Source organism: Mesorhizobium ciceri WSM4083, from assembly GCF_000519305.1.
GTDB lineage: Bacteria > Pseudomonadota > Alphaproteobacteria > Rhizobiales > Rhizobiaceae > Mesorhizobium > Mesorhizobium ciceri_B.
In genome coordinates this window covers 260,286-285,103 of record NZ_JAFG01000007.1, presented here as the reverse complement: position 1 = coordinate 285,103, position 24,818 = coordinate 260,286, and the positions used below count along the sequence as shown (strand labels likewise).

The 24,818-nt window shown below is 62.4% G+C and carries 25 protein-coding genes; 12 read left to right on the top strand and 13 right to left on the bottom strand.

The features are described from left to right. Position 1: 1 nt before the first annotated feature. From MESCI2_RS0118020 to MESCI2_RS0117990, 7 genes are all read left to right on the top strand, one after another. The gene (locus MESCI2_RS0118020) at positions 2-697 is read left to right on the top strand and encodes a TetR/AcrR family transcriptional regulator (protein WP_027037800.1); all 696 of its coding nucleotides are present in this window, start codon (positions 2-4) and stop codon (positions 695-697) included. A gap of 358 nt (positions 698-1,055) precedes the next feature. Beyond that, positions 1,056-2,372 carry an ABC transporter substrate-binding protein gene (locus MESCI2_RS0118015; RefSeq protein ID WP_027037799.1) on the top strand — a complete coding sequence of 439 codons (1,317 nt, stop codon included), beginning with the start codon at positions 1,056-1,058 and terminating at the stop codon, positions 2,370-2,372. A gap of 65 nt (positions 2,373-2,437) precedes the next feature. Next, entirely contained in the window at positions 2,438-3,343 is a 906-nt protein-coding gene (locus tag MESCI2_RS0118010) for a carbohydrate ABC transporter permease (protein ID WP_027037798.1), read from the top strand. Between the two features lies 1 nt (position 3,344). Further along, a complete protein-coding gene (locus MESCI2_RS0118005) occupies positions 3,345-4,304 on the top strand; it encodes a carbohydrate ABC transporter permease (protein ID WP_027037797.1) in 960 nt (319 codons plus the stop codon). Further along, positions 4,301-4,522: a hypothetical protein gene (locus MESCI2_RS0118000; protein WP_027037796.1), complete on the top strand. Its 222-nt coding sequence runs from the start codon at positions 4,301-4,303 to the stop codon at positions 4,520-4,522. The genes MESCI2_RS0118005 and MESCI2_RS0118000 overlap by 4 nt, the downstream gene beginning before the upstream one ends. Continuing rightward, positions 4,519-5,622, top strand: a complete 1,104-nt coding sequence (locus MESCI2_RS0117995; RefSeq protein WP_023812449.1) for an ABC transporter ATP-binding protein — start codon at positions 4,519-4,521, stop codon at positions 5,620-5,622. The genes MESCI2_RS0118000 and MESCI2_RS0117995 overlap by 4 nt, the downstream gene beginning before the upstream one ends. Further along, complete coding sequence (locus MESCI2_RS0117990; RefSeq protein ID WP_027037795.1) at positions 5,622-6,707, top strand: ABC transporter ATP-binding protein; 1,086 nt, start codon at positions 5,622-5,624, stop codon at positions 6,705-6,707. The genes MESCI2_RS0117995 and MESCI2_RS0117990 overlap by 1 nt, the downstream gene beginning before the upstream one ends. Positions 6,708-6,782: 75 nt before the next feature. Here MESCI2_RS0117990 and MESCI2_RS0117985 read toward each other — a convergent pair whose 3' ends face one another. From MESCI2_RS0117985 to MESCI2_RS0117970, 3 genes are all read right to left on the bottom strand, one after another. Continuing rightward, positions 6,783-7,214 carry a DUF4437 domain-containing protein gene (locus MESCI2_RS0117985; RefSeq protein WP_027037794.1) on the bottom strand — a complete coding sequence of 144 codons (432 nt, stop codon included), beginning with the start codon at positions 7,212-7,214 and terminating at the stop codon, positions 6,783-6,785. Between the two features lie 163 nt (positions 7,215-7,377). Then, positions 7,378-8,349, bottom strand: a complete 972-nt coding sequence (locus tag MESCI2_RS0117980; RefSeq protein WP_027037793.1) for an AraC family transcriptional regulator — start codon at positions 8,347-8,349, stop codon at positions 7,378-7,380. A gap of 531 nt (positions 8,350-8,880) precedes the next feature. Next, positions 8,881-9,459: a TetR/AcrR family transcriptional regulator gene (locus tag MESCI2_RS0117970; protein WP_245270381.1), complete on the bottom strand. Its 579-nt coding sequence runs from the start codon at positions 9,457-9,459 to the stop codon at positions 8,881-8,883. A 98-nt stretch (positions 9,460-9,557) separates the two neighbouring features. Here MESCI2_RS0117970 and MESCI2_RS0117965 point away from each other — a divergent pair, with 98 nt between their 5' ends. Then, positions 9,558-10,466, top strand: a complete 909-nt coding sequence (locus tag MESCI2_RS0117965; RefSeq protein ID WP_027037791.1) for an SDR family oxidoreductase — start codon at positions 9,558-9,560, stop codon at positions 10,464-10,466. A 60-nt stretch (positions 10,467-10,526) separates the two neighbouring features. On the opposite strand, the gene MESCI2_RS0117960 is transcribed toward MESCI2_RS0117965, so the two are convergent. Then, positions 10,527-10,874 carry a GFA family protein gene (locus MESCI2_RS0117960; RefSeq protein ID WP_027037790.1) on the bottom strand — a complete coding sequence of 116 codons (348 nt, stop codon included), beginning with the start codon at positions 10,872-10,874 and terminating at the stop codon, positions 10,527-10,529. 118 nt (positions 10,875-10,992) lie between these two features. Between MESCI2_RS0117960 and MESCI2_RS0117955 the strand changes: the two genes are divergently transcribed. Next, positions 10,993-12,282, top strand: coding sequence for an amidase (locus tag MESCI2_RS0117955; RefSeq protein ID WP_027037789.1), 1,290 nt, complete (start codon positions 10,993-10,995; stop codon positions 12,280-12,282). A gap of 24 nt (positions 12,283-12,306) precedes the next feature. Here the strand turns inward: MESCI2_RS0117955 and MESCI2_RS0117950 are convergent, their stop codons facing one another. Genes MESCI2_RS0117950 through MESCI2_RS0117930 form a run of 5 tightly spaced genes read right to left on the bottom strand, consistent with a single transcriptional unit; the run spans position 12,307 to position 16,548 of the window. After that, entirely contained in the window at positions 12,307-12,684 is a 378-nt protein-coding gene (locus MESCI2_RS0117950) for a hypothetical protein (RefSeq protein ID WP_027037788.1), read from the bottom strand. Positions 12,685-12,725: 41 nt separating this feature from the next. After that, positions 12,726-13,706: a hydroxyacid dehydrogenase gene (locus MESCI2_RS0117945; RefSeq protein WP_027037787.1), complete on the bottom strand. Its 981-nt coding sequence runs from the start codon at positions 13,704-13,706 to the stop codon at positions 12,726-12,728. A 5-nt stretch (positions 13,707-13,711) separates the two neighbouring features. After that, a complete protein-coding gene (locus MESCI2_RS0117940) occupies positions 13,712-14,428 on the bottom strand; it encodes a FadR/GntR family transcriptional regulator (protein WP_013529506.1) in 717 nt (238 codons plus the stop codon). A gap of 2 nt (positions 14,429-14,430) precedes the next feature. Beyond that, positions 14,431-15,600: a mandelate racemase/muconate lactonizing enzyme family protein gene (locus MESCI2_RS0117935; RefSeq protein ID WP_027037786.1), complete on the bottom strand. Its 1,170-nt coding sequence runs from the start codon at positions 15,598-15,600 to the stop codon at positions 14,431-14,433. A 60-nt stretch (positions 15,601-15,660) separates the two neighbouring features. After that, positions 15,661-16,548, bottom strand: coding sequence for a sugar phosphate isomerase/epimerase family protein (locus MESCI2_RS0117930; protein WP_027037785.1), 888 nt, complete (start codon positions 16,546-16,548; stop codon positions 15,661-15,663). A gap of 400 nt (positions 16,549-16,948) precedes the next feature. On the opposite strand from MESCI2_RS0117930, the gene MESCI2_RS0117925 reads away from it, so the two are divergent. The 3 genes from MESCI2_RS0117925 (at position 16,949) to MESCI2_RS0117915 (ending at position 20,229) form a co-directional block, all read left to right on the top strand. Then, on the top strand, positions 16,949-18,004 hold the full coding sequence (locus MESCI2_RS0117925) for a sugar phosphate isomerase/epimerase family protein (protein ID WP_027037784.1): 1,056 nt from the start codon (positions 16,949-16,951) through the stop codon (positions 18,002-18,004). Between the two features lie 146 nt (positions 18,005-18,150). Continuing rightward, on the top strand, positions 18,151-19,338 hold the full coding sequence (locus MESCI2_RS0117920; RefSeq protein ID WP_027037783.1) for a Gfo/Idh/MocA family protein: 1,188 nt from the start codon (positions 18,151-18,153) through the stop codon (positions 19,336-19,338). A 39-nt stretch (positions 19,339-19,377) separates the two neighbouring features. After that, entirely contained in the window at positions 19,378-20,229 is an 852-nt protein-coding gene (locus MESCI2_RS0117915) for a sugar phosphate isomerase/epimerase family protein (protein ID WP_027037782.1), read from the top strand. 240 nt (positions 20,230-20,469) lie between these two features. On the opposite strand, the gene phnE (MESCI2_RS0117910) is transcribed toward MESCI2_RS0117915, so the two are convergent. The 4 genes from phnE (MESCI2_RS0117910) to phnC form a co-directional block, all read right to left on the bottom strand. Next, positions 20,470-21,834: a phosphonate ABC transporter, permease protein PhnE gene (gene phnE / locus MESCI2_RS0117910; RefSeq protein WP_081738775.1), complete on the bottom strand. Its 1,365-nt coding sequence runs from the start codon at positions 21,832-21,834 to the stop codon at positions 20,470-20,472. A 2-nt stretch (positions 21,835-21,836) separates the two neighbouring features. After that, positions 21,837-22,787, bottom strand: coding sequence for a phosphonate ABC transporter, permease protein PhnE (gene phnE, locus MESCI2_RS0117905; protein WP_027037780.1), 951 nt, complete (start codon positions 22,785-22,787; stop codon positions 21,837-21,839). 57 nt (positions 22,788-22,844) lie between these two features. Further along, entirely contained in the window at positions 22,845-23,753 is a 909-nt protein-coding gene (phnD, locus tag MESCI2_RS0117900; protein ID WP_027037779.1) for a phosphonate ABC transporter substrate-binding protein, read from the bottom strand. A gap of 170 nt (positions 23,754-23,923) precedes the next feature. Next, positions 23,924-24,781, bottom strand: coding sequence for a phosphonate ABC transporter ATP-binding protein (gene phnC, locus MESCI2_RS0117895; protein WP_027037778.1), 858 nt, complete (start codon positions 24,779-24,781; stop codon positions 23,924-23,926). Positions 24,782-24,818 lie beyond the last annotated feature (37 nt).

Here is a 24,818-nt window from a genome sequence, read left to right as displayed (position 1 = left end):
CATGAATGTCTCACGTCAACAATCGGCTGCGAGTGACGGCGCTGAACGGGCAACCGGCCCAGTGCCCGAACGTGGGCCGCGCGCGCGGACCAAACGGCTGATGCTGGAGACGGCAACAAGGCTGATGCAGGCGGGCGTCACGCCCTCGGTCAGCGAGGTCGCCGAGGCGGCCGAGGTTTCCCGCGCCACCGCCTATCGTTACTTCCCGAGCCAATCGGCACTGGTGCAGGCCGTCGTTGACGAGGGGCTGGGGCCAATCCTCACCTGGCAATCGACCTCAGCGGATGCCGAGCGCCGGGTCTCGGAGCTGTTCGATACGGCGATGCCGCGCATCGAGGCCTTCGAAGCCACGTTCAAGGCCGCACTGAAGTTGTCGCTCGATCAATGGGCGCGGCGTCAGGCCGGCACGCTGGGCGGTGAGCCCGCCTTTACGCGCGGCCACCGCATCGACTTGCTGAAAGATGCGATCGCGCCGCTCAAGGGCCGTTTGCCGCCGCGCGACTTCAAGCGGCTGGCGCAGGCGCTGTCGCTTATCTTCGGCGTCGAGGTGCTGATCGTGCTCAAGGATATCTGGGGGTTGGACAGCCGCCGGACGATGTCGGTCGCACAGTGGGCGGCAGGCGCGCTGGTGCGTGCGGCAGTCGCGGAATCGGTCGATGAAGGAGGCAGCCGCGATCCGAGGCCAGCCATGAAATAGGCCCTAACTGGTTCGACCAGATTGGCATGCACACTGCCGATATTAGCCGTTGGGTGGGGTATCGGACAATACCCAATCATATCACTGAGTAGGAAAATCTTGGTAAAACAGGCAGATAAAGTAGGAATCCGATAGTAATGGCCACGTCAGACCGCCAAGAAAGGGCTTGACGTGCATGCAAAATTGGTAATACCAGATTGGATCAGAAAAGCGGATCGAAAGTGAGGGCTGCGATCCATTTTCCGGCGGGGCGAGGAGGCTCGAAACCGGAAAGGTGCGATCACGGAGGAACTACCAGGGCCGGCCACGTTGCCGGCTCGCTCGATAAGGTAGAACGCGCACAAGGGAGGAAATCATTATGCGCAAGTTAGTGACCAGCGTACTTGCTGGTATCGGCTTAACGCTTGCCTGCGGAACGTCCGTTTACGCGCAGGAAAAATCACTCACCATCTTCTGGGCTGAATGGGATCCCGCAAACTATCTGCAGGAGCTCGGCAACGAGTACGAGAAGCAAACCGGCGTCAAGATCACGGTGGAAACCACCCCGTGGGCCGACTTCCAGACCAAGGCCTTCACCGAGTTCAACGCCAAGGGCAGCGCCTATGACCTGGTCGTCGGCGACTCGCAATGGCTTGGTGCCGCCTCCGAGGGCGGTCACTATGTCGACCTCACCGACTTCGTCAAAGAGAACCAGGTTCTCGACAAGATGGCTCCGGCGACGGTCAAGTTCTACTCCGAATATCCCGGCAACAGCGGCAAATACTGGTCGATCCCCGCCGAGGGCGACGCCGTGGGCTGGGCCTACCGAAAGGACTGGTTCGAGGATCCGAAGGAAATGGAAGCGTTCAAGGCCAAGTATGGCTACGACCTTGCCGTTCCGAAGACCTTCAAGGAAATGACCGACATCGCGGAGTTCTTCAACAGGCCAGACCAGAACCGCTACGGCATCGCCATCTACACCCAGAACCAGTATGACGGCCTGGCGATGGGCTTCGAGAACGCGCTGTTCTCGTATGGCGGTGAGCTCGGCGACTTCGGCACCTACAAGGTCGACGGCATCATCAACTCGGACAAGGCGGTGGCCGCGGCGGAAAACTACCGCAAGCTGTTCGGCTTCACGCCTCCGGGCTGGACCAACGCCTTTTTCGTCGAGAACAACCAGGCCATCACCGAAGGCCTGGCGGCGATGAGCATGAACTACTTCGCCTTCTTCCCCTCGTTGATCAACGAGGCCTCGAACCCGCATGCCAAGAACACCGGCTTCTTCGCCAACCCGGCAGGTCCAGGTGGTGAGCAGTTCGCCGCGCTCGGCGGCCAGGGCATTTCCGTCGTCTCCTATTCCAACAACAAGGAAGAGGCGATGAAATTCCTGAAGTGGTTCATCCAGGACGATACGCAGAAGAAGTGGGCGGCCCTCGGCGGCTACACCTGCAACAAGGCCGTGCTGGAATCGGCCGAGTTCCAGAACGCCACGCCCTACAACAAGGCCTTCTACGACACGATGTTCAAGGTCAAGGACTTCTGGGCGGTGCCGGAATATGCGGAACTGCTGCAACAGCTCAACCAGCGTGTCTATCCGTACATCGTCAACGGCGATGGTACGGCCAAGGAAATGCTGGATGCGCTGGCGAAGGATTGGGACGCCACGTTCAAGAAATACGGCCGCGGCCAATAACCGACATGTAGTGCGGAGGAGGCCCGTGCCTCCTCCGTTTTCTTTTTCAGGAATGGGAGCAGGTCTTGGCGACCACAATGATCACACCGCTGAATACCTCCTCCAGAGCCGCCTCTCGCGGCCTCAGCGACATTTCGATACGCAACCTTTTCATCATCCCGACGATCGTGTTCCTGATCGTCTTCAACATCTTTCCGCTGATCTATTCGCTCGGCTATTCTTTCACCGACTTCCGCGCATCGACCAATGCGCCGGCCAATTTCGTCGGACTGAAGAACTATCGCGAGCTCCTCAGCGATCCTTATATCTGGAACAATTTCGCGGTGACCGCGAAATACGTCATCGTCTCGGTCCTCGGTCAGGTCGTCGTCGGCTTTGGAACAGCGATGCTGCTCAATCGCACCATTCCGCTCAAGGGCCTGATCACGACATTGCTGCTCTTGCCGATGATGCTTTCGATGGCGGTGGTCGGCCTGTTCTGGAAACTGCTCTACGATCCGTCCTGGGGTGTCATCAACTACGTGCTCGACCTCGGCAAATTCCAATGGCTCGGCGATCCGAAGATGGCGCTCTACGCGGTCGCGTTCACAGACATCTGGATGTGGTCGCCGTTCGTCATGCTGTTGTCGCTCGCCGGGCTTTCGGCGGTACCGAAGCATCTTTATGAAGCCGCCGCGATCGACCGCGCCGGGCCGTTCTATACCTTCTTCCGCATCACGCTGCCGCTGGTCGCGCCGATCCTGATGATCGCGGTCATCTTCCGCACCATGGAAGCCTTCAAGACTTTCGATCTTGCCTATGTGCTGTCGACGCAGCCGAGCACCGAGGTGATTTCCATCCGTCTCTACAAGATGGCTTTCCAGGAATGGCAGACGGGGCGCTCCTGCGCGCTTGCCTATATCGTGCTGATCATGGTGCTGGCGATCACCAACATCTATGTGAAATACCTCAACAAAGTTAAGGAGCGCTGAGATGGCGGCCGTCCAGACTTCGGGTGAACGGGCGCTCAACAAGGTCGCTATTGTCGCCGTCCTTTTGGTGACGATCATCTTCCTGGCGCCGATCTACTGGATCGTGTCGACCTCGTTCAAGCCACGCAACCTGGCCACGACGATCCCGCCGACCGTGATGTTCGAGCCGACCATCTCGCCTTTCGTCAAACTCTTCACAAAGCGCTCACAGTTGCGCAGCCCGCCGTCGGCCGAAGAATATGCCGCCGCCCCGTGGTGGGAGCGCGTCGTGTTCGACGGCGGCGAGAAGATCGTGCGCGACGGCAAGGGCCAGGTGCAATGGTCGGGATATCCGAGCCGCTTCCTGAACTCGCTCATCATCGCCATTACTTCGACGGTGTTGGCGGTCGGCATGGGCACATTCACCGCCTATGGCTTCTCGCGCTTCAAGGTGAAAGGGGAGGCGGACCTGCTCTTCTTCATCCTGTCGACGCGCATGTTGCCGGCGGTGGTGGTGGCCATTCCGATGTTCCTGATGTACCGGGCCGTCGGGCTCAACGACACGCATCTGGGGCTGATCATTCTCTACACCGCCTTCAACCTGTCCTTCTCGGTGTGGCTGATGAAGGGTTTCATGGACGAGATTCCGAAGGAGTATGAGGAGGCAGCGCTTGTCGACGGCTACACGCGCATGGAAGCGTTCTTCAAGATCGTGCTGCCGGAGGCCGCCACGGGCATCGCCGCCACCGCCGTGTTCTGTTTCATCACCGCGTGGAACGAATACGCCTTTGCGCTGATCATGACCAACCGCCGCGCCCAGACCGCGCCTCCCTTCATCCCGAGCCAGGTCGGTTCGGGCCTGCCGGACTGGACGGTGATCGCCTCCGGAACCTTCCTGTTCCTGCTGCCGGTCGCCATCTTCACCTTCCTGCTTCGCAACCATCTGTTGCGCGGCATGTCCTTCGGAGCGATCCGCAAATGAGTTTTCGCGCCATCAACCAGAAATACCTCGAGCCCGGATCGCAGATTCTGATGGTGCTCGGCATCATCGCGCTCTGCCAACCCTGGAGCATGCTGCTGCACAGCTATGGCCTGACCATCATCCTGATCGGACTCGTCGGCTTCAACGTAACCTCCAAGATCGCGCCCGAGGAAAAGGCCGGCACCGGCCAGGTGCGCAATCCGGGAGCACAGCATTGACCCAGATCGAGCTTCGCGGCGTCCAGAAATTCTTCGGCGCCGTCCAGGTCATCAAGGACCTGAACCTCAAGATCGCCGACAACGAGTTCATCGTGCTGCTCGGCCAGTCGGGCTGCGGCAAGACGACAACGCTGCGCGCCATCGCCGGGCTGGAAACCATCGACGAGGGCGACATCTTCATCGACGGCAAGCCGGTGCAGCATTTGAAGGCCGCCGACCGCGACATCGCCATGGTGTTCCAGTCGTTCTCGCTCTATCCGCATATGAGCGTCTACGAGAACATAGCCTTCCCCTTGCGTGCCACGCGCAAGAGCAAGACGGAAATCGACAGCGAGGTTCGCTCCGTCGCCAAGACGCTGCAGATCACCGACCTGCTGGACAAGAAGCCGTCGGCGCTGTCGGGTGGCGACATGCAGCGCGTCGCCATTGGCCGGGCGCTGGTGCGGCGGCCGAAGGCCATGCTGATGGACGAGCCGATCGGCGCGCTCGACGCCAAGCTGCGCGAGGAGATGCGCGCGGAAATCAAGCGGCTGCACATCAAGCAGGGCTCGACCACCATCTATGTCACGCACGACCAGATCGAGGCGATGAGCCTGGCCGACCGCATCGTCATCATGCACGCAGGCGTCTTGCAGCAGGTCGGCACGCCCGACGAGGTCTATTCGCAGCCGGCAAATCTGTTCGTGGCGCAATTTGTCGGCAGCCCGGTGATGAATGTCACCGATGCCGCGGTCGCCGAGACCGGATCCGCGGTCTCGGTAACGGTCGGCGGCGCGGCTTCCGGCTTCGAATTTCCCCAGGCATTGCTGTCGAAGCTCAACGGCCATGCCGGGCGGCAGCTCGCGCTGGGCATCCGCCCGGAGGGCGTGCTCATTCGGCGCGAGGCGACCGAGGGCTTCGTGCCTGTCGACACGCATATCGTCGAGCCGCTCGGCTCCTTCGACATCGTCGATCTCAAGGTCGGAACCGAGTTGCTGCGGGCCCGCACCAAGAGCGGCTTCGTTGCCGGACCCGGTGAAAGGGTCTTCGCCAGGATCGACCCGACCCAGGCGCACTTCTTCGACAAGGCAAGCGGCAAGTCGCTTGAGGTGAGACTCTGATGGCCCATATCCAGCTCAAGAACATCTCGAAGACCTTCGGCAACCACACTGCGCTCACCGGGCTCGATCTCGACATTGCCGATGGCGAGTTCTTCGTGCTGCTGGGCGAGACGGGCGCCGGCAAGACGACGACGCTGCGGCTTATCGCCGGCCTGGAAAAGCCGAGCGAAGGCCAGGTCTTCATCGACGGCGTCGACGTCGCCGACTGGGGTGCGGCCGAGCGCGACGTGGCGCTGGTGCTGCAGCAATACTCGCTCTATCCGCGCTACACCGTGCGCGAAAATCTCGAGTTTCCGCTGAAGCCGAAAATCCGCCGGCTGCCCGACGCCGAGATCAAGGATCGCGTCGACCGTGCCGCCCGTACGCTGCGGATCGAGCATCTGCTCGACCGCAAGACGGATCGGCTGTCCGGCGGCGAGATGCAGCGCGTCTCGATCGGCCGGGCCATCGTGCGCAAGCCGCGTGTGTTCCTGATGGACGAGCCACTGTCGGCGCTTGACGCAAAACTGCGCGAGGCGCTGCGGACTGAACTGAAGAACCTGCAGATGCAGCTCGGCGCCACCTTCCTGTTCGTCACCCACGACCAAATCGAGGCGATGTCGATGGGCGACAAGGTCGGCGTGCTCAACCATGGCCGAATCGTCCAGACCGGTACGCCGCACGAGATCTACAACAATCCGCGCGACACCTATGTGGCGAGCTTCGTCGGTTCGCCGCCGATGAACCTCATCGATGGCAAGCTCGTGAACGGCCGCGCGGTGATGGCGCCGTTGAACTTCGAACTGCCTTTTTCGGGGGGAGCCAAAGCGGGCGGGGCGACCGACGGTCGCCCGCTCGTCTTCGGCATTCGTCCCGAGGACGTCTATCTCGAAAGCGGCGCGCCGGTCGAGGCGCGTGTCCACGACGTCGAGAACCACGGCGTCGAAAAGATCCTGACGCTGCGCGTCGGCGACACGACACTGCGTGCCACCGTGCCGGCCAGGACCGATGTCGCCATCGAGCAGGCGGTGCGCTTTGCCTGGAACCCCGACAAGGTGGTGCTGTTCGACAAGGGCAGCGGCGTCAGCTTGCGACACGCCTCATAAAGCGCGTCGCGCTGAAACGGATTCATGCGACGCGCTTTAGGTCTTTGGGCGACATGCGTTAGGCCGCATCCCAGCCTATTTCTGGAAGTAGGTTTCGTAGGGCGTGTCGTTGATCAGCAGGATCACGCATTCCGTGTCGGAGACGCAGGCGTCGTCATGCATCTCATTGGCTTTCTGGGTCCAGTAGGATCCAGGAGGCAGTTCGACCTTGGTCGCCTCGCCGCCATCCATCTGCCAGTGCGCCCACAGTCCCTTAATGACCACGGCGCGATAATCCGCGGTGTGCGCATGGACCGGTGCGCGCCAGTTGCCGGGAACCTTCAGCAACGTGCCTGCCGGACCCTTGGCCCGCTCGCCCCACAAAGGGCCAAGGCGATGCGGCTGGTCGGGTACTTCCGCGACATAGGGGATCTTGTCGGCCGGCAGGTAGCTGTCCTCAAGGGCAAAGGCGCGCCCGGGAACCGCAAGCATGACGGCGAGTGCGATGAGCTTCGGAGGATTTGGCATTGGTTCTCCTCTTCGGACCGACTTGCCGCCGGCCTCAGGCTGCTTGGTTCTGGCAAGCTATTGCATGCGGTTGGCCCGGCAATGGCATTGCGTCCGGAAGGCTTGGCAATTCATCCAGACTCATCCAGACCCGGCGATCCACGGCCGCGGATCCGGGATCGCCTCAGCGGCTTTCGGAGGTGCCGTCGACAGTGCGAAGGTGGCTGGGCGCGATGCCGATGATGCGCTTGAACGCCCGGCTGAACGAGGCTTCGGAATCGTAACCCAGTCTGGCGGCGACCACTGATATCCGCATCCGATCGTCGATCAGCCATTGCCGCGCCTGGTGCATGCGTATCCGGGCGACATATCTCGCCGGTGTTTCGCCAACGATGGCCGTGAAGCGTTCGGCGAAGGCCGATCGCGAGGCGCCCATTTCGCGCGCCAGCGCTTCGACGGTCCAGTTCCTGTCGGGCTGCAGATGAATGGCGGCAAGTACGCGGCCGATGTCGCGATCCTTGATCGCCGCGATCCAGCCTCTGGTGTCGCCGCCACTGTTTTCTACCCAGGAACGGATGATGCTCGCAGCCAGCACGTCGGCCAGCCGCGCCAGCATGCCGCCAGAGCCGGCCCGGTTCATGGTGACTTCGGCGGCCATGGCTTCCAGCAGATGCGGAATACCTGGCTCGCCAGCCATCAATTCCCTGGCGCGCATCATGTCCGGCATCATGCCCAGCAAGGGGTGCGATCCGTCCAGGTTGAAGTGCATGCTGCCGCAAAACAGTAAGGTTTTCGGGCCGTGGCCGCCGTTGGAGACATTGAAGACATTGTCCTGCAAAGGCTCGACAGTGTAGCTTTCGAGCGGCACGGCAGGAATGCCAGGCGCGCTGGCAACGACATGCTCGGCGCCGCGCGGCAAGAGCAATGCGTCGCCGGGTGTCAGCTCAATCCATTCCCCGGCTGGCGAAAACAGCCAGCATTGGCGGCGGCCGATGAAGTGAAACCTTGCTGCCTTCTGGGCGGGAAACAACACGGCCCATGGCTCTGAAAGTTCGCAGCGGCCATAGTCGACGCCATCAAGCCGCAATCCGCGCAAGATGTCGGTGAGCGGACCGTCCGAGGCCGGCAGGCCAGTCTTGGGCGAGGTGAAAACCATGCGGATTTTTCTAGAGCGGTTCATCGTTTTACGGAAACGTTGAACCGCTCCATCTCTTTGTTTTGACGCAATTCCGGACGGAAAACCGCTTCTCACTTTTCCTGGAATTGCTTTAGCCTGGAATCACCAGTCCGTCACGGCCTGCATGCGTCAGCCCAGGGCAACGAACCCGGGTCTACGAATTCCTTCGGAACCTTCGCCGGGCGTTGGCTGACGGAGCATCAAACGAAAAACCCGCCTGGACGGCGGGTCGCTGGCGCAAATCAGCACCATAGGCAAATATGTACCATAGCTGAGATCACCTAGTCAAGAAAAAATTCCTATTGTGAAAAGCCGCCGGCACAAAAACTGCCGACACCGCCGAACTGGCTGCTGCCTTTGTCAAGCTGAGTTCGGAACCCTGTGCGTCAGCTGGCCTGGCGGATATAGGCCTGTTCCTCGGCCCGGAGACGGCTGCGCGCCGAGCCGATGACGTGCTTGAAGGCGCGGCCGAAGGCGGCATCGGATTCATAGACGAGACGCCAAGAACCATCACGGTTTTCGGGCCGCTGCCGTTGTGACGGCGGCGACAAAGCGGTTCAGGCTGTCCTCGACATAGGCGGCCACTTCGATCGCCGGGTCAAAGCTCCACCACAGCAACGTGCCTTGCCAATGCGAGGCCATCAGCAGGCCGATGTCGCGTGGCGGGTCGGGCGTTTCAGCAAAACGAGCTGCAAGAGCGTCGCACAGGAATGCCTTCCAAGCCGCACCCCGCGCCCTGAGCACCGGATCGCGCAGATCCTCGCGCAGGACCAGCAGGCCTTCGGCATAGGATTCGATGCCGCCATAGAATTGCGACAGCGCCACCAGCAGCGCGACCGCGCCGGCTGGGGTTCTGGGAACGGTGGCTGCCAGCGTTCTGGTGTTCTCGTCGAGACTGTCCCAGGCGTGCAGCAAGGTTCGCTGTTTCAGTTGCGCCTTGTTCTTGAAGCGCTGCACCAGAGTTGCACCAGAGAGACCACAAGCCTTTGCCAGGCGCTCGAAGGTAAGTGCTTCCGGACCATGCTCGTGGATCACCCGGTGCGCGGTCTGCAACACCTGCTCGTCGGACTGGGTTTTTGGCCGGGTCATCTTGACATCCTGATATAACCGAATGATCATTTATATATGATGCGAACAGCGCAAGCCAGCCCGTGTCTGATCGATGAGTCCGTTTTTGGGAGAGTTCAATGACGTTGCAAGGGAAAGTTGCCCTGGTCGCCGGCGGGACGCGCGGCGCCGGACGAGGCATAGCGGTCGAGCTCGGCGCAGCCGGCGCCACCGTCTATGTCACCGGGCGCAGCACGCGCGCCCAGCAATCCGAATATGCCCGGCCCGAAACCATCGAGGAAACAGCAGAACTGGTCTCGGCGAACGGAGGCAAGGGCATCGCCGTGCAAGTCGATCATCTCGTGGCCGAAGATGTGCACAGACTGGTTGAGCGCATCCGCACCGAACAAGGCCGGCTCGACATACTGGTCAACGACATCTGGGGCGGCGAAAAGCTGTTCGAGTGGAACAAGCCGGTCTGGGGCCACAATCTGGATAACGGCCTGCGCATGCTGCGGCTCGGCATCGACACGCATCTGATCACCGCGCACCATGCGCTGCCGTTGCTGATCGAGCGTCCGGGCGGGCTGCTGGTCGAAGTCACCGACGGCACGGCCGAATACAATGCCGATCACTACCGGCTGTCGCCTTTCTACGATCTCGCCAAGGTGGCGGTGACGCGCATGGCATGGGCGCATGCCCAGGATCTCGCAAAACACAACGCAACGTCCGTGTCGCTGACGCCCGGCTGGCTGCGTTCGGAGATGATGCTGGAAGCCTTTGGCGTGAGCGAGGGCAATTGGCGCGACGCCACCGCTGAGGTGCCGCATTTCGTCATTTCCGAGACGCCACGTTTCGTCGGCCGCGCCGTTGCGGCTTTGGCGGCGGATCCGGACCGCTCGCGCTGGAACGGACAGTCGCTGTCCAGCGGCGGGCTGGCGCAGGTCTACGGCTTTACCGACCTCGACGGCTCACGGCCCGACGCCTGGCGTTATGTTCCCGAGGTTCAGGACGCCGGCAAGCCCGCCGATGCGACGGGCTATCGATAGGTAATTGGTCCCTGCGCAATTCCGGACGGAAAACCGCTGCGCACTTTTCCTGGAATTACATCAGGCCGACCGACCGTCGAAATCGAAGACCGACAGGGTCGAGGGGTCGAGATCGGCCACGCAGTTGATGTTGATGTAGGCGCTGCGTTCACGCCCTTCGCGGACATCCTCCGCAAAGGGATGGATGCCGCAGGCCCGGCAGAACCGGTGCGCGATGGCATGGTTGCCGAATGTGTAGGTGCCCAAATCGTCGCCCCAGGCCAGGACCCGCAAGGTCTCATGCGGGATGGCACACAGCAGGGCGCTCTTGCGCGTGCAGATCGAACAATTGCACCTGATGGCGCCGGTCAGTTCGGCCTTGAATTCGAAGGCCACCTTGCCGCAGTGGCAGCTGCCTTTGTAGAGCATCGGGTTTTCCTCGTATTCGACAGGGTGCAAAACCGCCTGCGCCGGGTTAAGTCTCGGCAAGCCATGCACAGGCCGTACCCCCTTAAGACGTTCAAGGCGTCCGGAGTCCGACACCGAAATGCAATCCGTCCGCGATCATCTGGAAACCATTCTCGCGCGCCTCGCTGCCCGTGCCGGCGAAGAGCGCGTGTTCACGAAGCTCTATGGCGAAGCCGCACGGGCCGCGGCTGATGCCAGCGATGCCCGCACCCGGGCAGGGGTGACGCTAGGGCCGCTCGACGGCACCATCGTCTCGATCAAGGATCTGTTCGATGTCGCCGGCGAGCCGACCACGGCCGGCTCGCTGATGCGCAAGACCGCGGCACCCCCGCTGCGCGATGCCGTGATCGTCAGCCGGCTGCGGCGGGCCGGCGCGGTGATCATCGGCAAGACCAACATGACCGAATTCGCCTTCACCGCGATCGGTGACAACCAGCACTATGGCACGCCCGGCAACGCCGTGGACGCCAGCCACATTCCGGGCGGTTCTTCCTCCGGTGCAGGCGTCTCGGTCGGCGAGGCGACGAGCGAAATATCGATCGGTTCCGACACCGGCGGTTCGATACGCATTCCGGCCTCACTCAACGGTGTCGTCGGCTTCAAGCCGACAGCGCGGCGCGTGCCTCTTGCCGGCGCGTTCCCGCTGTCCGCCACGCTGGACTCGATCGGCCCGCTTGCCCGAACCGTCGCCCAGTGTGCCGCCGCCGACGCCGTGATGGCCGGTGAGGTGGCGACCGCGCTGACGCCGATTGCCCTTGCAGGGCTTCGCATAGGCATTCCGCGCGGCATTCTTTTCGAAGAGACGGAAGACGAGGTGGTGACCGCGTTCGACCGCTGCCTTGGCAAGATCGAGCAGACAGGCGCGCGGATCGCGGGCTTATCGATCGATGATCTGCTTGCCGATTTGCGGGCCGCCACCAAGCGTGGCTCGATCGCTGCCATGGAAGGAGCCGAAGTGCATGCCGACTGGCTGGCGACAGGGGCTTCGGTGCCGGTCGACCCACATGTCAGCGGACCTTTGTCGCGGGCGGCCATGCTGCCGACGCCTGTCTACATCAGGGCAATGCGCCGTCGCACAGCACTTGCCGCTGCCATGGACGAGCGGCTGGCATCGGTCGATATATTGGCTCTGCCCACGACACCGATAACGGCGCCGACCATCGCTTCGATGGCCGAAGATGCCGAGCTGCGCGACCACGTCGAAGGCCTGCTGCTGCGCAACACGCAGGTCGCCAACCAGTTCGATCTCTGCGCGATCTCGCTGCCGATGCCGGGCACTCCGCTGCCGGCCGGATTGATGCTGGTGGCGCGCAACGGGCATGACCGGCAGCTGCTGCGGATTGCGGCTGAAGTGGAGTGGCTGTTCTGACGGGCAGTATGCTCAGATAGGCAATCAGCGCGCCGCGCAGCGCTTGCGCTCGCCTGTCTTGGAGGCGCGTTCGATATCGGTAACGACCAGCATCGGCGGTTCGCTCGTTTCACCGCGATGCTGGATAGATCCTCGGACGACGAGCTTTCCCGCATAGAGCTTGTCGGAGAGGTCAGGTGCGGATCTGTTCAGCGGCGGCAATTCGGTGGTGTTCAGCGCCACGCCCTTGATGATCTTGCCGGTGGCCAGATCGAGCGCATTACCCGACGGGCAGGGCTGCATGAAACAGGCTATCCCATTGCTGCAGTAGACATAGCTGCTGCTCTCGGCCGCGGCGAGCGACGGCAAGGCCGCGATTGAAGACGCGGCGATAACCAGGAAGGCGAGGCGAAGACTGGGCATGGTCTCAACGTCGCGGAGAATTGGGGCGAAACCGCGATGTGTTACAGGCTCGCCGGAAACCGCCGCCGATAGTGATCGACCACTTCGGGATTGCGAAGATTGACCGGCAGCTTGCCCGCCAGCACCAGCAAGGCTTCACCCGCCGCGCCAACGCCCATGCGCATCATCGATTCCTCGGTGATCCCCGCCATGTGCGGCGTGATGATGACATTGTCGAAGCCGAAATAGGGATGATTCGACGGCAGCGGCTGCGTCGCAAACACGTCGAGCGCGGCGCCGCCGATGCGGCGTTTCTGCAACGCTTCGATCAGCGCATCGTCATCGATGACCGGTCCGCGCGACACGTTGATCAGCAGCGCATGCGGTTTCATGCGGGCGATCCGCTCACGGTTGATCAGGCCGCGCGTTTCCGGTGTCAGAGGACAGCACAGAACGATAATGTCGCTCTGCTCGACCAGCGCGTCGATCGACAGGAAGCCGACCTTGTCCGGCGCCGGCTGCATGCTGCGCGTCGTTGCCACCACTTTCAGGTCGAAGCCGTGCGCGGCGATATGGCCGACCGCCTGGCCGACGGCACCGAGGCCGACGATGCCGATCGTCTTGCCGGCAAGCTCGATGTTGGAATTGGCGTGCTCGCGGCCGGCGAGCCAGCCTTTGGTGCGCAGGTCGCGGTCGACGGCGCGGAAGTTGCGCAGCAAAGCAAGCGCCGCGAACATGACGTGCTCGGCAACCGAGCGGGCATTGACCGCCGGCACATTCGCCACCAGCACGCCGGCGGCCGCCGCTGCTTCCATGGGGATCATGTCGAGCCCGGCGCCATGACGGATTGCCGCCCGCAGCAGCTTTGCGCCGTCGAAAAGCTGTGGCGGCAGCGGCGCGCGCACAATGACGATGTCGGCATCTTTCGCCTCGGCGGCCAGCGTGGCCGGATCGATGGCGGAGGCGACGACGAGTTCGCCGGCGCCGGAGAGCATAGCCGAGGCGCGCGGGTGCAGGGGGTGGGTCGTGAGGATACGGGCCATGTCGGTCAAGCTTTTTCGAGCGCCGGGCTTTGAGGCTCCTCGCCATGGCCCTCGATCAGGCCCTTCCAGTAGCTCTCGGCCCCTTGCAGATGGGCGCTCATCAGCGCCTGGGCGAGATTGCCGTCGCGGCGCAGCAGCGCCTCATAGATCTGGATATGCTCGGCATGCGAGCGCACGTTGCGCTCGGGGTCGTTGAAATAGATCGGCAGGCGCTGCTCGCCCATCATGTAGTAGACGCTGCAGACATTGTGGAAGACGCTGTTCTTGGTGGCGCGCACGATCTCGAGGTGGAATTCGCGGTCTTCCCTGGCAAGCCCTTCGCCGGCGGCGATGCGCTCTTCCGAAGCCTTCAGGATTTCGCGCAGCCGCTCGAAATTCTCTTCCGTGGCACGCGAACAGGCAAGTTCGGCCGCCTTGATCTCGTGGATCTTGCGCAGTTCGACCGTCTCGTAGATCTGGATCGGGTCGAGCGGCAGGCCCGCGCGGGCAAAGAGCGCCATGGCCTCCACACTGGCCTGCTTGGTGTCGATGTAGATGCCGGACTTGGCCCGGCGCTCGACGATGCGCATGGCCTCAAGGATGGCCAGCGCCTCGCGGATCTGACCGCGGCTGACGGCGAAATGCTCCGCCAGCTCGCGCTCCGATGGCGTTCGGCCGCTCTCCTTGTCCGAATGGGAGAACAGGTAGGCAGCGAGTTCCGCGAGGAGGTTCTTTTCTTTCATCGTCAACCGCGTTGCGCGTGCGCCTCCAGGAACCGCTCCGAAATGGTGAATCCCAGACCCGGTTTTTCCGGGATCGCTATCATACCGTCCCTGGCTTCGACAGTCTCTTCGACCAGATCATGGATCATCGGGTTGGCGCCGAGCGAATATTCGACGGTGAAACTCGACGGCGAGGCGGCGCAGACATGCAAGCCTGCGAAAAAACAGGGCGCGCCGGCCCACAAATGCGGTGCAAAGCGCAGGTTGAAGGCGCTGGCGATGGTGCCGATCTTCATCGCTTCGCTGATGCCGCCGCAGAAAGCCGGATCGGGCTGGAAGATATCGGCGGCTTTGAGCACGGCGAGGTCGCGGAAGGCGTAGCGGGTCGCCTCGCTTTCGCCGGTGGCGATCGGAACGGCGCCTGATGCGCGCACTTCGGCCATGCCTGGCTTGTCGTCGGCGATGATGGGTTCCTCGAACCACGCCAGATCAAGGTCGTTGACGAGATGGATGAAGCGTTTTGCTTCGGCCACCGTATAGGTGCCGTGCGCGTCGACCATCAGTTCGACATCGGGGCCGAGCGCCTGCCGTGCGGCCCGCACGCGGGTGGCGGAAATGTGCGCCGCGCCGTCCATGGCGCCAACCCGCATCTTCAGTGCCTTGAAACCGCCCTTGGCGATATAGGATTTCAACTGCTCGCCGATGGCGTCGGCGGCCGCCCAGCCGCCGGACGCGTAAGCCGGCATGCGATCGAGCTTGCGGCCGCCCAGCAGCCGCCAGACCGGAACGCCAAGCGATTTGCCAAGGATGTCCCACAGCGCGATGTCGACCGCGCTGATCGCCGCGATGCTCATGCCGCGCCGCGCCAGCTGCGGCATGGCGTGGCCGCTGCGCGCTGCGCTGTCGTGGCGCACGCCATTGTAGAGCATCTCCCAGATGACGCCGATGTCGGCCGGATCGCGGCCGATCAGTTGCGGCCCGACCTCATGGTTCAGCATGTGGACGAGGGCGCCGTAGCTGCCGGCACTGCCGGCGGCGTTCTTGCCTTCGCCCCAGCCGACCAGCCCGTCATCGGTCTCGATGCGCAGAATGGCGGCGTCGAAGGTCGTCACCTGACCGAAGTCGCTGCGGTGCTGCCGAGCGGCTTCGATCGGAACGCGGATCCACCAGGCTTGGACGGACTTGATACGCATATTCTTCCCCAGCCCTGCCGCCGGTCAGGGCGGAAGGGCGAATTTCCCTGAGGCGGTCGACTACTTGATCAGCGGCAGCAACGTCTCGGCGTTGATGCGCATCTGGTCGGTGTAGAATTTCTCGGTGAGCACGCTGGAGCCGTGGTCCTGGATGAACTTCAGCTGTTCGGGTGAGATGTCGACCGGATTGCGCTCGACCATGTCGGGATAGGGGGCCGCCGGTGTCCGGTCGACGGGCGCGACGAACTCGTTGGTCAGCGCGCCGTCGTAGCCGATCTCGCGCAAGGTGGCGACGATCTTCGGCCAGTCGATCTGGCCGAGGCCGGCGGCGAAACGGTTGTTGTCGGCGACGTGGAAGTCGAACAGGCGCTTTCCGACCTGCCGGATCGCGTCATGGACGTTAAATTCTTCCATGTGGATGTGGTAGGCATCGAGGCAGACACCGCATTCGGGACTGACCGCATCGGCCAGCGCCAGCGCCTGGGCGCCGCGATTGAACAGATAGGTCTCGAAGCGGTTGAGCGGTTCGACCGCAATCTTGACGCCGACCTTCTTGGCATGGGTGAAGCATTCGCGGGTGGCGTCCACGACCCACTTCCATTCCTCTTCCTCGGTCCCGTCAGGCACGACCTTGCCGACGGTCGCCGGAACCAGCGTGATGATCTCGCCATCGAGTTCGCTGACCATGGTCAGCACGTCCTTGACATACTGAACGGAACGCTCGCGCTGGCCCTGGTTCCTGGCGGCAAGGTTGCGCTCGCCCAGCATCAGGGTCACCGCGCCCCAGCAGCGAATACCATGCTCCTTCAGCAGCGCCCGGGTCTCCTTGGTCTTGTACTGCTCGGGCTCGCCGGAAATCTCGATCGACTCATAGCCGAATTTCTTGATGCGCTTGAGCGTCGTTTCCAAGGGTTCCGCGCGCATCCAGTTGTGCGTCGAAAGATGCATGGTCTGTCCTTCCCAACTCGTCTCTATGGTTCGCCTGCGACATGCATCGCCAAAAGGCGACACAAAGGTTCCTCCCCAAGGCGTTCCCAGCCTTTTCTCGCAAACTGGTTCGACCAATTGGGCCTGAAGCGAGGTCTACAGCAAATTCTCCAGATCGGCAAGAAGCGCTGGGACGCAACTTTCGCAGTGGATTATTTCCTTGATTATATTGAGATATATACGCCTGCGTCGGGTGGTTTTGGGGTTATGATGGCGCATTGCACGGCTTGACCAGATTTCCATATTTGGTAATACCAGAATGGCGGTGCGTGCAAGCACCCGTTGAGAAAAGACCAAAGTGGCTGGCCCTGTTTCCAATCGGCGCTATGCTCGGTCGCGAGAGAAATGAGGGAGGATGCCGATGCCGACGACAATGAAGGGCCCCGGGCTGTTTCTGGCGCAGTTCGCGGGCGACGCCGCGCCGTTCAACTCACTGGCGTCGATCACCAAATGGGCGGCCGGTCTCGGCTACAAGGGCGTGCAGATCCCAACCTGGGACGCGCGGCTGTTCGACCTCAAGAAGGCGGCCTCTTCCAAAGCCTATTGCGACGAGGTGAAAGGCATCTGCGCTGACGCCGGCGTCGAGATCACCGAACTGTCGACGCATCTGCAGGGGCAATTGGTGGCGGTGCATCCGGCTTATGATGCGCAGATGGATGGCTTTGCGCCGGCATCGGTGCACAACAATCCCGCAGCCCGGCAGAAGTGGGCTGTCGAGCAGATGAAGTTCGGCGCTAAAGCATCGCGCAATCTGGGCCTGAATGCTTCAGTGTCGTTTACCGGCTCGCTGGCTTTCCCTTACCTCTATCCGTTCCCGCAGCGGCCGGCTGGACTCATTGAGGAAGCGTTTGGCGAGCTCGGCAAACGCTGGAAGCCGATTCTCGACGTCTACGAGGACAATGGCGTCGATGTCGGCTATGAAATTCACCCGTCTGAAGACGTGTTCGACGGCGCCACTTTCGAGATGTTCCTCGACGCGGTCGGCGGCCACAAGCGCTGCAACATCAATTACGATCCGTCGCATTTCCTGCTGCAGCAGCTCGACTATCTCGAATTCATCGACATCTATCACGAGCGCATCAAGGCATTCCACGTCAAGGACGCCGAGTTCAACCCGACTGGCCGGCAAGGCGTCTATTCCGGCTATCAGAGCTGGACCAACCGCGCCGGGCGCTTCCGTTCGCTGGGCGATGGACAGGTGGATTTCGGCGGCATCTTCTCCAAGCTGACGCAGTACAATTATGATTCCTGGGCGGTGCTGGAGTGGGAGTGCTGCCTGAAGCATCCGGAGGATGGTGCGGCCGAAGGCGCGCCTTTCATCGAGCACCACATCATCCGGGTGACCGAAAAGGCATTCGACGACTTCGCCGCTGGCACCACCGACAAGAAGTTGCTGCGCGCCATGATGGGAATCTGACGCGGTTTCCCTCCCCCTCGAGGGGAGGGTGGCCCGAAGGGCCGGGAGGGGTCGGTTCATGCCGAACTCTGCCTCAACGACCCCACCCGATCCGCTGCGCGGATCGACCTCCCCTCAAGGGGGTGAGCAACAGCGAGGAGCAAGACATGGTCGGCGCATCGAAGTCGGAAACGGGAGGCGGCCCGATCCGCTACGGCATGGTCGGCGGCGGGCAAGGCGCCTTCATCGGCGCGGTGCATCGGATCGCGGCGCGGCTGGACAACGACTTCGTGCTGGTTGCCGGCGCTTTGTCAGCCGACCCGGCCCGTGCCAAGGCATCAGCGGCCGAATTGGGGCTCGACCCCGCACGCAGCTATGCATCCTATGCCGAGATGGCCAAGGCGGAGGCGAAGCGCCCCGACGGCATCGAGGCGGTGGCCATCGTCACGCCCAACAATGTCCATGTACCGGCGGCGAAAGCTTTCCTCGAGGCCGGCATCCACGTCATCTGCGACAAGCCGCTGGCGACGACGCTGGCCGAGGCGAAAAAGCTTGCGGCGATCGTCGAGAAGACCGGCAAGGTGTTCGTGCTGACGCACAACTACACCGCCTATCCGATGGTCCGGCAAGCACGCGAAATGGTCGCCAAGGGCGTGCTCGGCGACATCCGCATCGTGCAGTCCGAATATCCGCAGGACTGGCTGACCGAGGATTTGGCGGCGACAGGCCAGAAGCAGGCGGCGTGGCGCTCCGATCCCAAGCAGGCAGGCGCCGGCGGCGCGCTGGGCGATATCGGCACGCATGCTTACAACCTAGCCCGCTTCGTCTCCGGGCTGGAACTGGATTCCCTGTCGGCCGATCTCGACGCCTTCGTGCCGGGCCGGCTTCTCGATGACAACGTCAACGTCATGCTGCGCTTCAAGCCGGTCGGCAAGACGCACCCGGCCAAGGGCATGATCTGGGCAAGCCAGGTGGCGCCCGGCCATGAGAACGGCCTGAAGCTGCGCATCTATGGCTCCAAGGGCGGGCTGGAATGGGTGCAGGCCGACCCGAATTATCTCTGGTACACACCGTTCGGCCAGCCGAAACAACTGATCACCCGCAATGGCGCCGGCGCGCTGCCGGTGGCGGGCCGGGTCAGCCGCGTGCCGTCGGGCCATCCCGAGGGCTACCTCGAAGGTTTCGCCAACATCTACCAGGAGGCCGCGCGCGCCATCCGCGCTGCGCGCCGCAAGGGCGGCAAGCCGGCCAAGGACGTCGTCTTCCCGACCATCCAGGACGGCGTCGAAGGCATGGCCTTCATCGAGGCCTGCGTGAAGTCGTCGAAGAAGAATGGGGCATGGACGAAGCTCTGAAATAGGGGCGGTCCGGGGAATCCAGGGGGAGGGGCGTCGATGAAAATCGGCATGTGCATGTTCTTGTGGACGACGGCCGTGTCGAAGAAACACGAGCCGTTGCTGCGCGACATCAAGGCGACCGGCTTCGATGGCGTCGAGATACCGATCTTCGCCGGCGCGCCGGACGATTATGAAAAGCTCGGCGATCTGCTCGACCGCATTGGACTGGAGCGGACCGCGGTTTCGGCCATGGGCGATCCGGCGATGAATTTGATCTCGGCCGACGCGGCAACGCGCAAGGCCGGTGTCGACTACATGAAATGGGCGATCGACTGCGCGCAGGCACTTGGCGCCAGCACGCTGAGCGGCCCGCTGCATTCGACGCTCGGGTCGTTTTCCGGCTCCGGACCGACCTCTGCCGAGAAAAAGCGCTCCGTCGCCTCGCAACGCGCGATCGGCGACCATGCCGGCAAGAGGGGCGTCACCATTGGGCTCGAGGCGCTCAACCGTTTCGAATGCTATCTCCTCAACACGATGGCGGATTTGTCGGAGCATATCGACGCCATCGACCGGCCGCACATCAAGGCGATGTACGATACTTTCCATGCCAATATCGAGGAGGCCGACCCGATCGGCGCCTACACGAAACACCGCAGGAATGTCGTGCATATCCATATTTCGGAGAATGATCGCGGCGTGCCGGGGCGCGGCAACATTCCCTGGACAGAAACATTCTCAGCCATCCGCAAGAGCGGCTATGACGACTGGCTGACGATCGAGGCGTTCGGCCGTTCGCTGAAGGATTTGGCGGCGGCGACCAAGGTGTGGCGCGATTTTTCCGAGACGCCGGAAGCGGTGTATAGGGAAGGGTATAGGCATATCAGGAACGGGTGGAAGAAGGCGGCTTAGGCGCCCTGGCCCATTTTCTATTTGCGTTCGCGGCGGTTGCCAGGTGGTTCCCCCACTCCGTCTCGGCTTCGCCGAGCCACCTCTCCCCCCTCCGGAGGTAGAGGAAAGGCGCCAACCGGCATAGGCTCGCGCCTTTCCTCTACCCCGTCGATCGGGGGAGAGGTGTCGAGCGTAGCTCGACGGAGTGGGGGTCGACCCTTTGGCGCCGGGCGAGACGACTTGCGCTTATGCGTCACAAGGCTAACCCTGCTCAGCCTGGATCCTGTTGTAGTCGTGGATTGTTCGGCTCAGCCGGCGGCGCAGGAAGTTGGAGATGTTGTCGAAGATGAAGACGACGAGCAGGATCAGCAGCACCATGTAGAAGACGTTGGCCCAGTTGGAGTTGGTGCGCATTGCTTCCCACAATTTCAGGCCGATGCCGCCGGCGCCGACTGCGCCGATGATGGTGGCGCCGCGGGTGTTGGATTCCCACTGGTAAAGCGTCTGGCTGATGAAGATGGGGATGACTTCCGGCATCACACCGTAGCGCTGCACCAGCAAGCCATTGGCACCGGTCGACTTGATGCCCTCGCGTGGCTTGTCGTCGATGTTCTCGAGGCTTTCCGAATAGACTTTGCCGAGGGTGCCGATCTCGGTGAAGAAGATGGCGGCACTGCCTGCGAGCGGCCCTGGTCCAAAGGCGCGGGTGAAGAACAGCGCCCAGATCAGCATGTCGACGGAGCGCATGAAATCAAAGAAGCGTTTCAGGATCTGGCTCAGCAACCCGCTCGGCGTGATGTTGCGGGCGGCGAAGAAGGCCAGCGGAAAGGCGACGATGCCACCGAGCAGCGTGCCCAGAAAAGCCATGACGACGGTCTGCAACAGCTTCGTCCAGACATCGCCGTGCTGCCATTGGGCGTTGTTCCAGATGTTGTTGCCGGCCAGCGCGAGGTTCGAGGTGCCCGGCTTGAGTTCGGGCCCGGACACGATCAGCGAGATGACTTCGCCAGCGGACTTGCCGAAGAAGCGTGAGCGTGTGTCGAAGACGAAATTTGCCCAGCCGAGGAAGCGTTTGCGGACTTTTACCCGGTCCACGGTGACGCGCACCTCGCCGACAAAGCCCATCTTGGCGACGATTTCATCGTCATGCACGGTCACCCAGTCCGGCACAGGGCCCGAGACCGCCGGCTTGCCGCTGGTCAACGCCACCGGCACTGTTTGTCCATGAGCGACAATCGTCGCATAGGTCTTGTCGAACGTGACCGATTTGGCCTGGCCGTCGATCCGCACGGTGAAGGAACCGTCGGCGTTCCTGATTACCCAATCCGGACTGGGGTTCTCGCCCAGCGCCGAAAACCGCGGATATTTGGGCGTAATCTCCGCCTGGTCGAGCCGGAATTCCGGCTGCAGATCGTAGCTGACCCATTGCGTCAGGAAGAGCGGCAGCCGTTCCCAATGCGATTCGCGCAACACCTGCGGCAGGCTGAAGAACCATAAGGCATAGACGAGATAGAGGAGCGTGCCGACGAACAGGAGCAACGGGCCGAAGCGCTTGTAGGCCGGACGCCGGAACACGTGCGGGTAGCGTTCCTCGATCGCTTTGATTTCATCGACGGTCATGGCCATGGTCAGGTGGCGCTCATCAAAAAGGCTTGTTCGCCGACCAATTTTCGGCGCAGCCAGGCGGAGAACTGGTCGATGATGAAGATGGTCGTGAACAGGAGCAGCACCAGCGCCAGCGTCTTGGCGCCGAAGCCGCGCGAGATGGAGAGCTTCAGTTCCTCGCCGATGCCGCCGCCGCCGACGGCGCCGATGATGGTCGAGGCCCGAACATTGATCTCGATCCGCAGCAGCGTGTAGGACATGAAGTTGGGCAGCACCTGGGGCAGGTCGGCGAAGCGCACCCGCTCGAACCAGTTGGCGCCGACCGCCGTCAAGCCTTCCTCGGCGCGCATGTCGATGTTCTCGTTGATCTCGTAGAACAGCTTGCCGAGTGCGCCGATCGAATGCAGGCCGATGGCGATGATGGCGGCGATGGGACCGGTCGAGACGATGGCGGCGAACAGGCCGGCAATGACGATTTCGGGAAAGGCGCGCAGCAATTCCATGAGGCGCTTGACGATGAGCCGCAGCACCGGGTGCGGCGTCAGATTGCGCGCCGCGATGAACGAGAAGGGCACGGCGAAGACAAAGCCGATAAAGGTCGAGACCAGTGCCACATTCATCGTGGTCAGCATCAGCTCGAAATATTCGGGGATGTAGAGCCCGCCCCAGATATAGACGCGGCCGAGCGGGAAGTTGAATTCCTGGGTGCCGGTGTCGTGCGGCGAGGCGATGTCGAACATCGCGCGCCAGACGTCGTTCCAATCCTTGGGAACCAGCCAGCTCAGGAAATCCAGAATGTGCGGCAGGCGGTCGAAGAAGTGCCCGGCATTGGCTTCGTCGGCGAACCACATGCTGGAAAACATCGCGGCAAGCAGCAGGCCGACGCCCAGCACTGTATAGAGGCGGCGTAACGACGTCTGGCGTCGCCAGGCGTCTGCCATCGGGTGGGTGGGGGCTGTCACTGAAATGGTCATGATCGGAGATGCAGAAAGGGCGGTGCTTTGAACGCACCGCCCTTTCAGATTTCGCCGTTAGCCGCCGATGGCTGCCTTACGGGCTTCAACGATGACGTTGTAGAAGTCCGCCTTGACCGGGACGTAGCCGGTAAAGTCGCCGCCTTCGACGCCTTCGAAGCAAGCCTTGTCCTTGGTCGGCAGGGCGGTGAAGAAGGCGGTCAGCTTGGCGGTCATGTCGTCGCCGAGCGCGGTGCGCACGACCAGCGGGCCGTTCGGGATCAGGGCCGAGCGCCAGACTTCGACCAGGTCGTTGGGGTCGACTGCGCCCTTGGCGACTACCTTGTGGAAGCTGCCGGAGGTGAAGCCGTTCTTGAAGTCGCCGACGCCCGAGGAATCGTCTACCGCGACATCGACCTTGCCGTCGCGCACGGCGAGGATGTTGTTCTCATGGCCGCCGTTGAACTGGGTCGAAGCAAAGAACGTCTCGTTCGAAGCGCCGGTGTCCTTCGGAATCTGGGTCAGCGGGATCAGATAGCCGGAGGTCGAATCCGGATCGGCATAGCCGAGTTTCTTGCCCTTGGCCGACTTGATGTCGGTGATGCCGGAGGATTTCAGCGCCAGGCCGATCGAATAATAGCCGGTGGCGCCGTCGGTCTGCTGGGTGGTGAGGATCGGGGTGACCGCCTTCGGGTCCTTGATATAGACGCTGGCGTAGCCGGAAGCGCCAAGTTCGGCGAAGTCGAGCGTGCCGCCGAGCAGACCCTGGATGACGCCGTCATAGTCGGCGGCCGGGAACAGCGAGACCTTTTCGAAGCCGAATTCGGTCTTCAAATGGTCGGCGAGGCACTGGTAGTTGCGCAGTCGGTCGGTTTCGTTTTCGCCGCCGAGAATGCCGACGCGAAATTCCTTCATATCGGCCGCTTGGGCCATGCTGGTCGCCATGGCGAGCACCGAAACGGCGCCAAAAACCATCTTCCTGAACATTGGATATTTCTCCTGTAGGTTCCGGCCCCGCGCCGGCAGCGTTATCGATTTTGACAGGTGCCCTTGACGTGGGCTGGCGATCCAACCGCTCTTTTTTGGTCCATGATCTCTGGACAAATCGGTTCCCGTTTGTCCGAGAAAACCGGTTTCCACTTTTCGGGATCATGGACTCAATATCCCGGGAATGCGGGCTCGAGCGGTCCGGCGGATGCGGCGATCTTGCGGCTGAAGGCAACGCTGGTCGAGGTGATGGCCTCGGAGATCTCCTGGCCATTGCTGTCGGCGCCGTAGACGAGGCGCACGGCCTCGCGGTTGAGTTCTTCCGGCGGGCCGTCGAAGACGACCTTGCCAGCGGCCATGCCGATGATGCGGTTGCAATAGGTGCGGGCGGTATCCAGCGTGTGCAGATTGGTGACGACGGTGATGCCCTCGCGCAGATTGATGTCCTGCAGCGAATCCATCACCACCTTGGCGTTGAGCGGGTCGAGCGAGGCGATCGGCTCGTCGGCGAGGATCACCTTGGGCTGCTGCATCATGGCGCGGGCAATGGCGACGCGCTGCTGCTGGCCGCCCGACAAGGTGCCGGCGGGCTGCAACGCGGTGCGGGCGATATCGAGCCGCTCGAGCGCGGCGACAGCCTCGGCGCATTCGGCGCGGGAGAACATGCCGAGAAGGTTGGACATGGTGGAACGGTGGTTCAGCTTGCCGAGCAGCACATTGGTCAGCACGTCGAGGCGCGGCACCAGGTTGAACTGCTGGAAGATCATGGCGCAGTCACGCTGCCAGCGCCGCAGCGGCGAGCCGCTCAGCTTCGAGACCTCGGCGCCGTCAAAAAAAATCGACCCCTGGCTGGGATCGATGAGACGGTTGATCATGCGAAGAAGGGTCGATTTGCCGGCGCCCGAACGGCCGATGACGCCAACCATCTGACCCTGCGGGATGGCGATGTTGATGTCGCTGACGGCAGTGTTCTTGCCAAATCGTCGGGTGACACCGCGGATTTCGAGCGTGGCGGAATTTGCTGGCATGGGGGCAGGTTCCAGTCCGGACCATATTGATCGTCAG

Bases quoted from the DNA above. Each gene is read 5' to 3' on its own strand.
- MESCI2_RS0117945 (WP_027037787.1), bottom strand. From the start codon at position 13,706: ATGGCCCGTATCCTCACGACCCACCCCCTGCACCCGCGCGCCTCGGCT.
- MESCI2_RS0117925 (WP_027037784.1), top strand. From the start codon at position 16,949: ATGCCGACGACAATGAAGGGCCCCGGGCTGTTTCTGGCGCAGTTCGCG.
- MESCI2_RS0117985 (WP_027037794.1), bottom strand. From the start codon at position 7,214: ATGCCAAATCCTCCGAAGCTCATCGCACTCGCCGTCATGCTTGCGGTT.
- MESCI2_RS0117920 (WP_027037783.1), top strand. From the start codon at position 18,151: ATGGTCGGCGCATCGAAGTCGGAAACGGGAGGCGGCCCGATCCGCTAC.
- phnC (WP_027037778.1), bottom strand. From the start codon at position 24,781: ATGCCAGCAAATTCCGCCACGCTCGAAATCCGCGGTGTCACCCGACGA.
- MESCI2_RS0117915 (WP_027037782.1), top strand. From the start codon at position 19,378: ATGAAAATCGGCATGTGCATGTTCTTGTGGACGACGGCCGTGTCGAAG.
- MESCI2_RS0118000 (WP_027037796.1), top strand. From the start codon at position 4,301: ATGAGTTTTCGCGCCATCAACCAGAAATACCTCGAGCCCGGATCGCAG.
- MESCI2_RS0117935 (WP_027037786.1), bottom strand. From the start codon at position 15,600: ATGCGTATCAAGTCCGTCCAAGCCTGGTGGATCCGCGTTCCGATCGAA.
- phnD (WP_027037779.1), bottom strand. From the start codon at position 23,753: ATGTTCAGGAAGATGGTTTTTGGCGCCGTTTCGGTGCTCGCCATGGCG.
- MESCI2_RS0117940 (WP_013529506.1), bottom strand. From the start codon at position 14,428: ATGAAAGAAAAGAACCTCCTCGCGGAACTCGCTGCCTACCTGTTCTCC.
- MESCI2_RS0118015 (WP_027037799.1), top strand. From the start codon at position 1,056: ATGCGCAAGTTAGTGACCAGCGTACTTGCTGGTATCGGCTTAACGCTT.
- phnE (WP_027037780.1), bottom strand. From the start codon at position 22,787: ATGACCATTTCAGTGACAGCCCCCACCCACCCGATGGCAGACGCCTGG.
- phnE (WP_081738775.1), bottom strand. From the start codon at position 21,834: ATGGCCATGACCGTCGATGAAATCAAAGCGATCGAGGAACGCTACCCG.
- MESCI2_RS0117990 (WP_027037795.1), top strand. From the start codon at position 5,622: ATGGCCCATATCCAGCTCAAGAACATCTCGAAGACCTTCGGCAACCAC.
- MESCI2_RS0117965 (WP_027037791.1), top strand. From the start codon at position 9,558: ATGACGTTGCAAGGGAAAGTTGCCCTGGTCGCCGGCGGGACGCGCGGC.
- MESCI2_RS0117980 (WP_027037793.1), bottom strand. From the start codon at position 8,349: ATGGTTTTCACCTCGCCCAAGACTGGCCTGCCGGCCTCGGACGGTCCG.
- MESCI2_RS0117950 (WP_027037788.1), bottom strand. From the start codon at position 12,684: ATGCCCAGTCTTCGCCTCGCCTTCCTGGTTATCGCCGCGTCTTCAATC.
- MESCI2_RS0117930 (WP_027037785.1), bottom strand. From the start codon at position 16,548: ATGCATCTTTCGACGCACAACTGGATGCGCGCGGAACCCTTGGAAACG.
- MESCI2_RS0117955 (WP_027037789.1), top strand. From the start codon at position 10,993: ATGCAATCCGTCCGCGATCATCTGGAAACCATTCTCGCGCGCCTCGCT.
- MESCI2_RS0117960 (WP_027037790.1), bottom strand. From the start codon at position 10,874: ATGCTCTACAAAGGCAGCTGCCACTGCGGCAAGGTGGCCTTCGAATTC.
- MESCI2_RS0118005 (WP_027037797.1), top strand. From the start codon at position 3,345: ATGGCGGCCGTCCAGACTTCGGGTGAACGGGCGCTCAACAAGGTCGCT.
- MESCI2_RS0117970 (WP_245270381.1), bottom strand. From the start codon at position 9,459: ATGACCCGGCCAAAAACCCAGTCCGACGAGCAGGTGTTGCAGACCGCG.
- MESCI2_RS0118020 (WP_027037800.1), top strand. From the start codon at position 2: ATGAATGTCTCACGTCAACAATCGGCTGCGAGTGACGGCGCTGAACGG.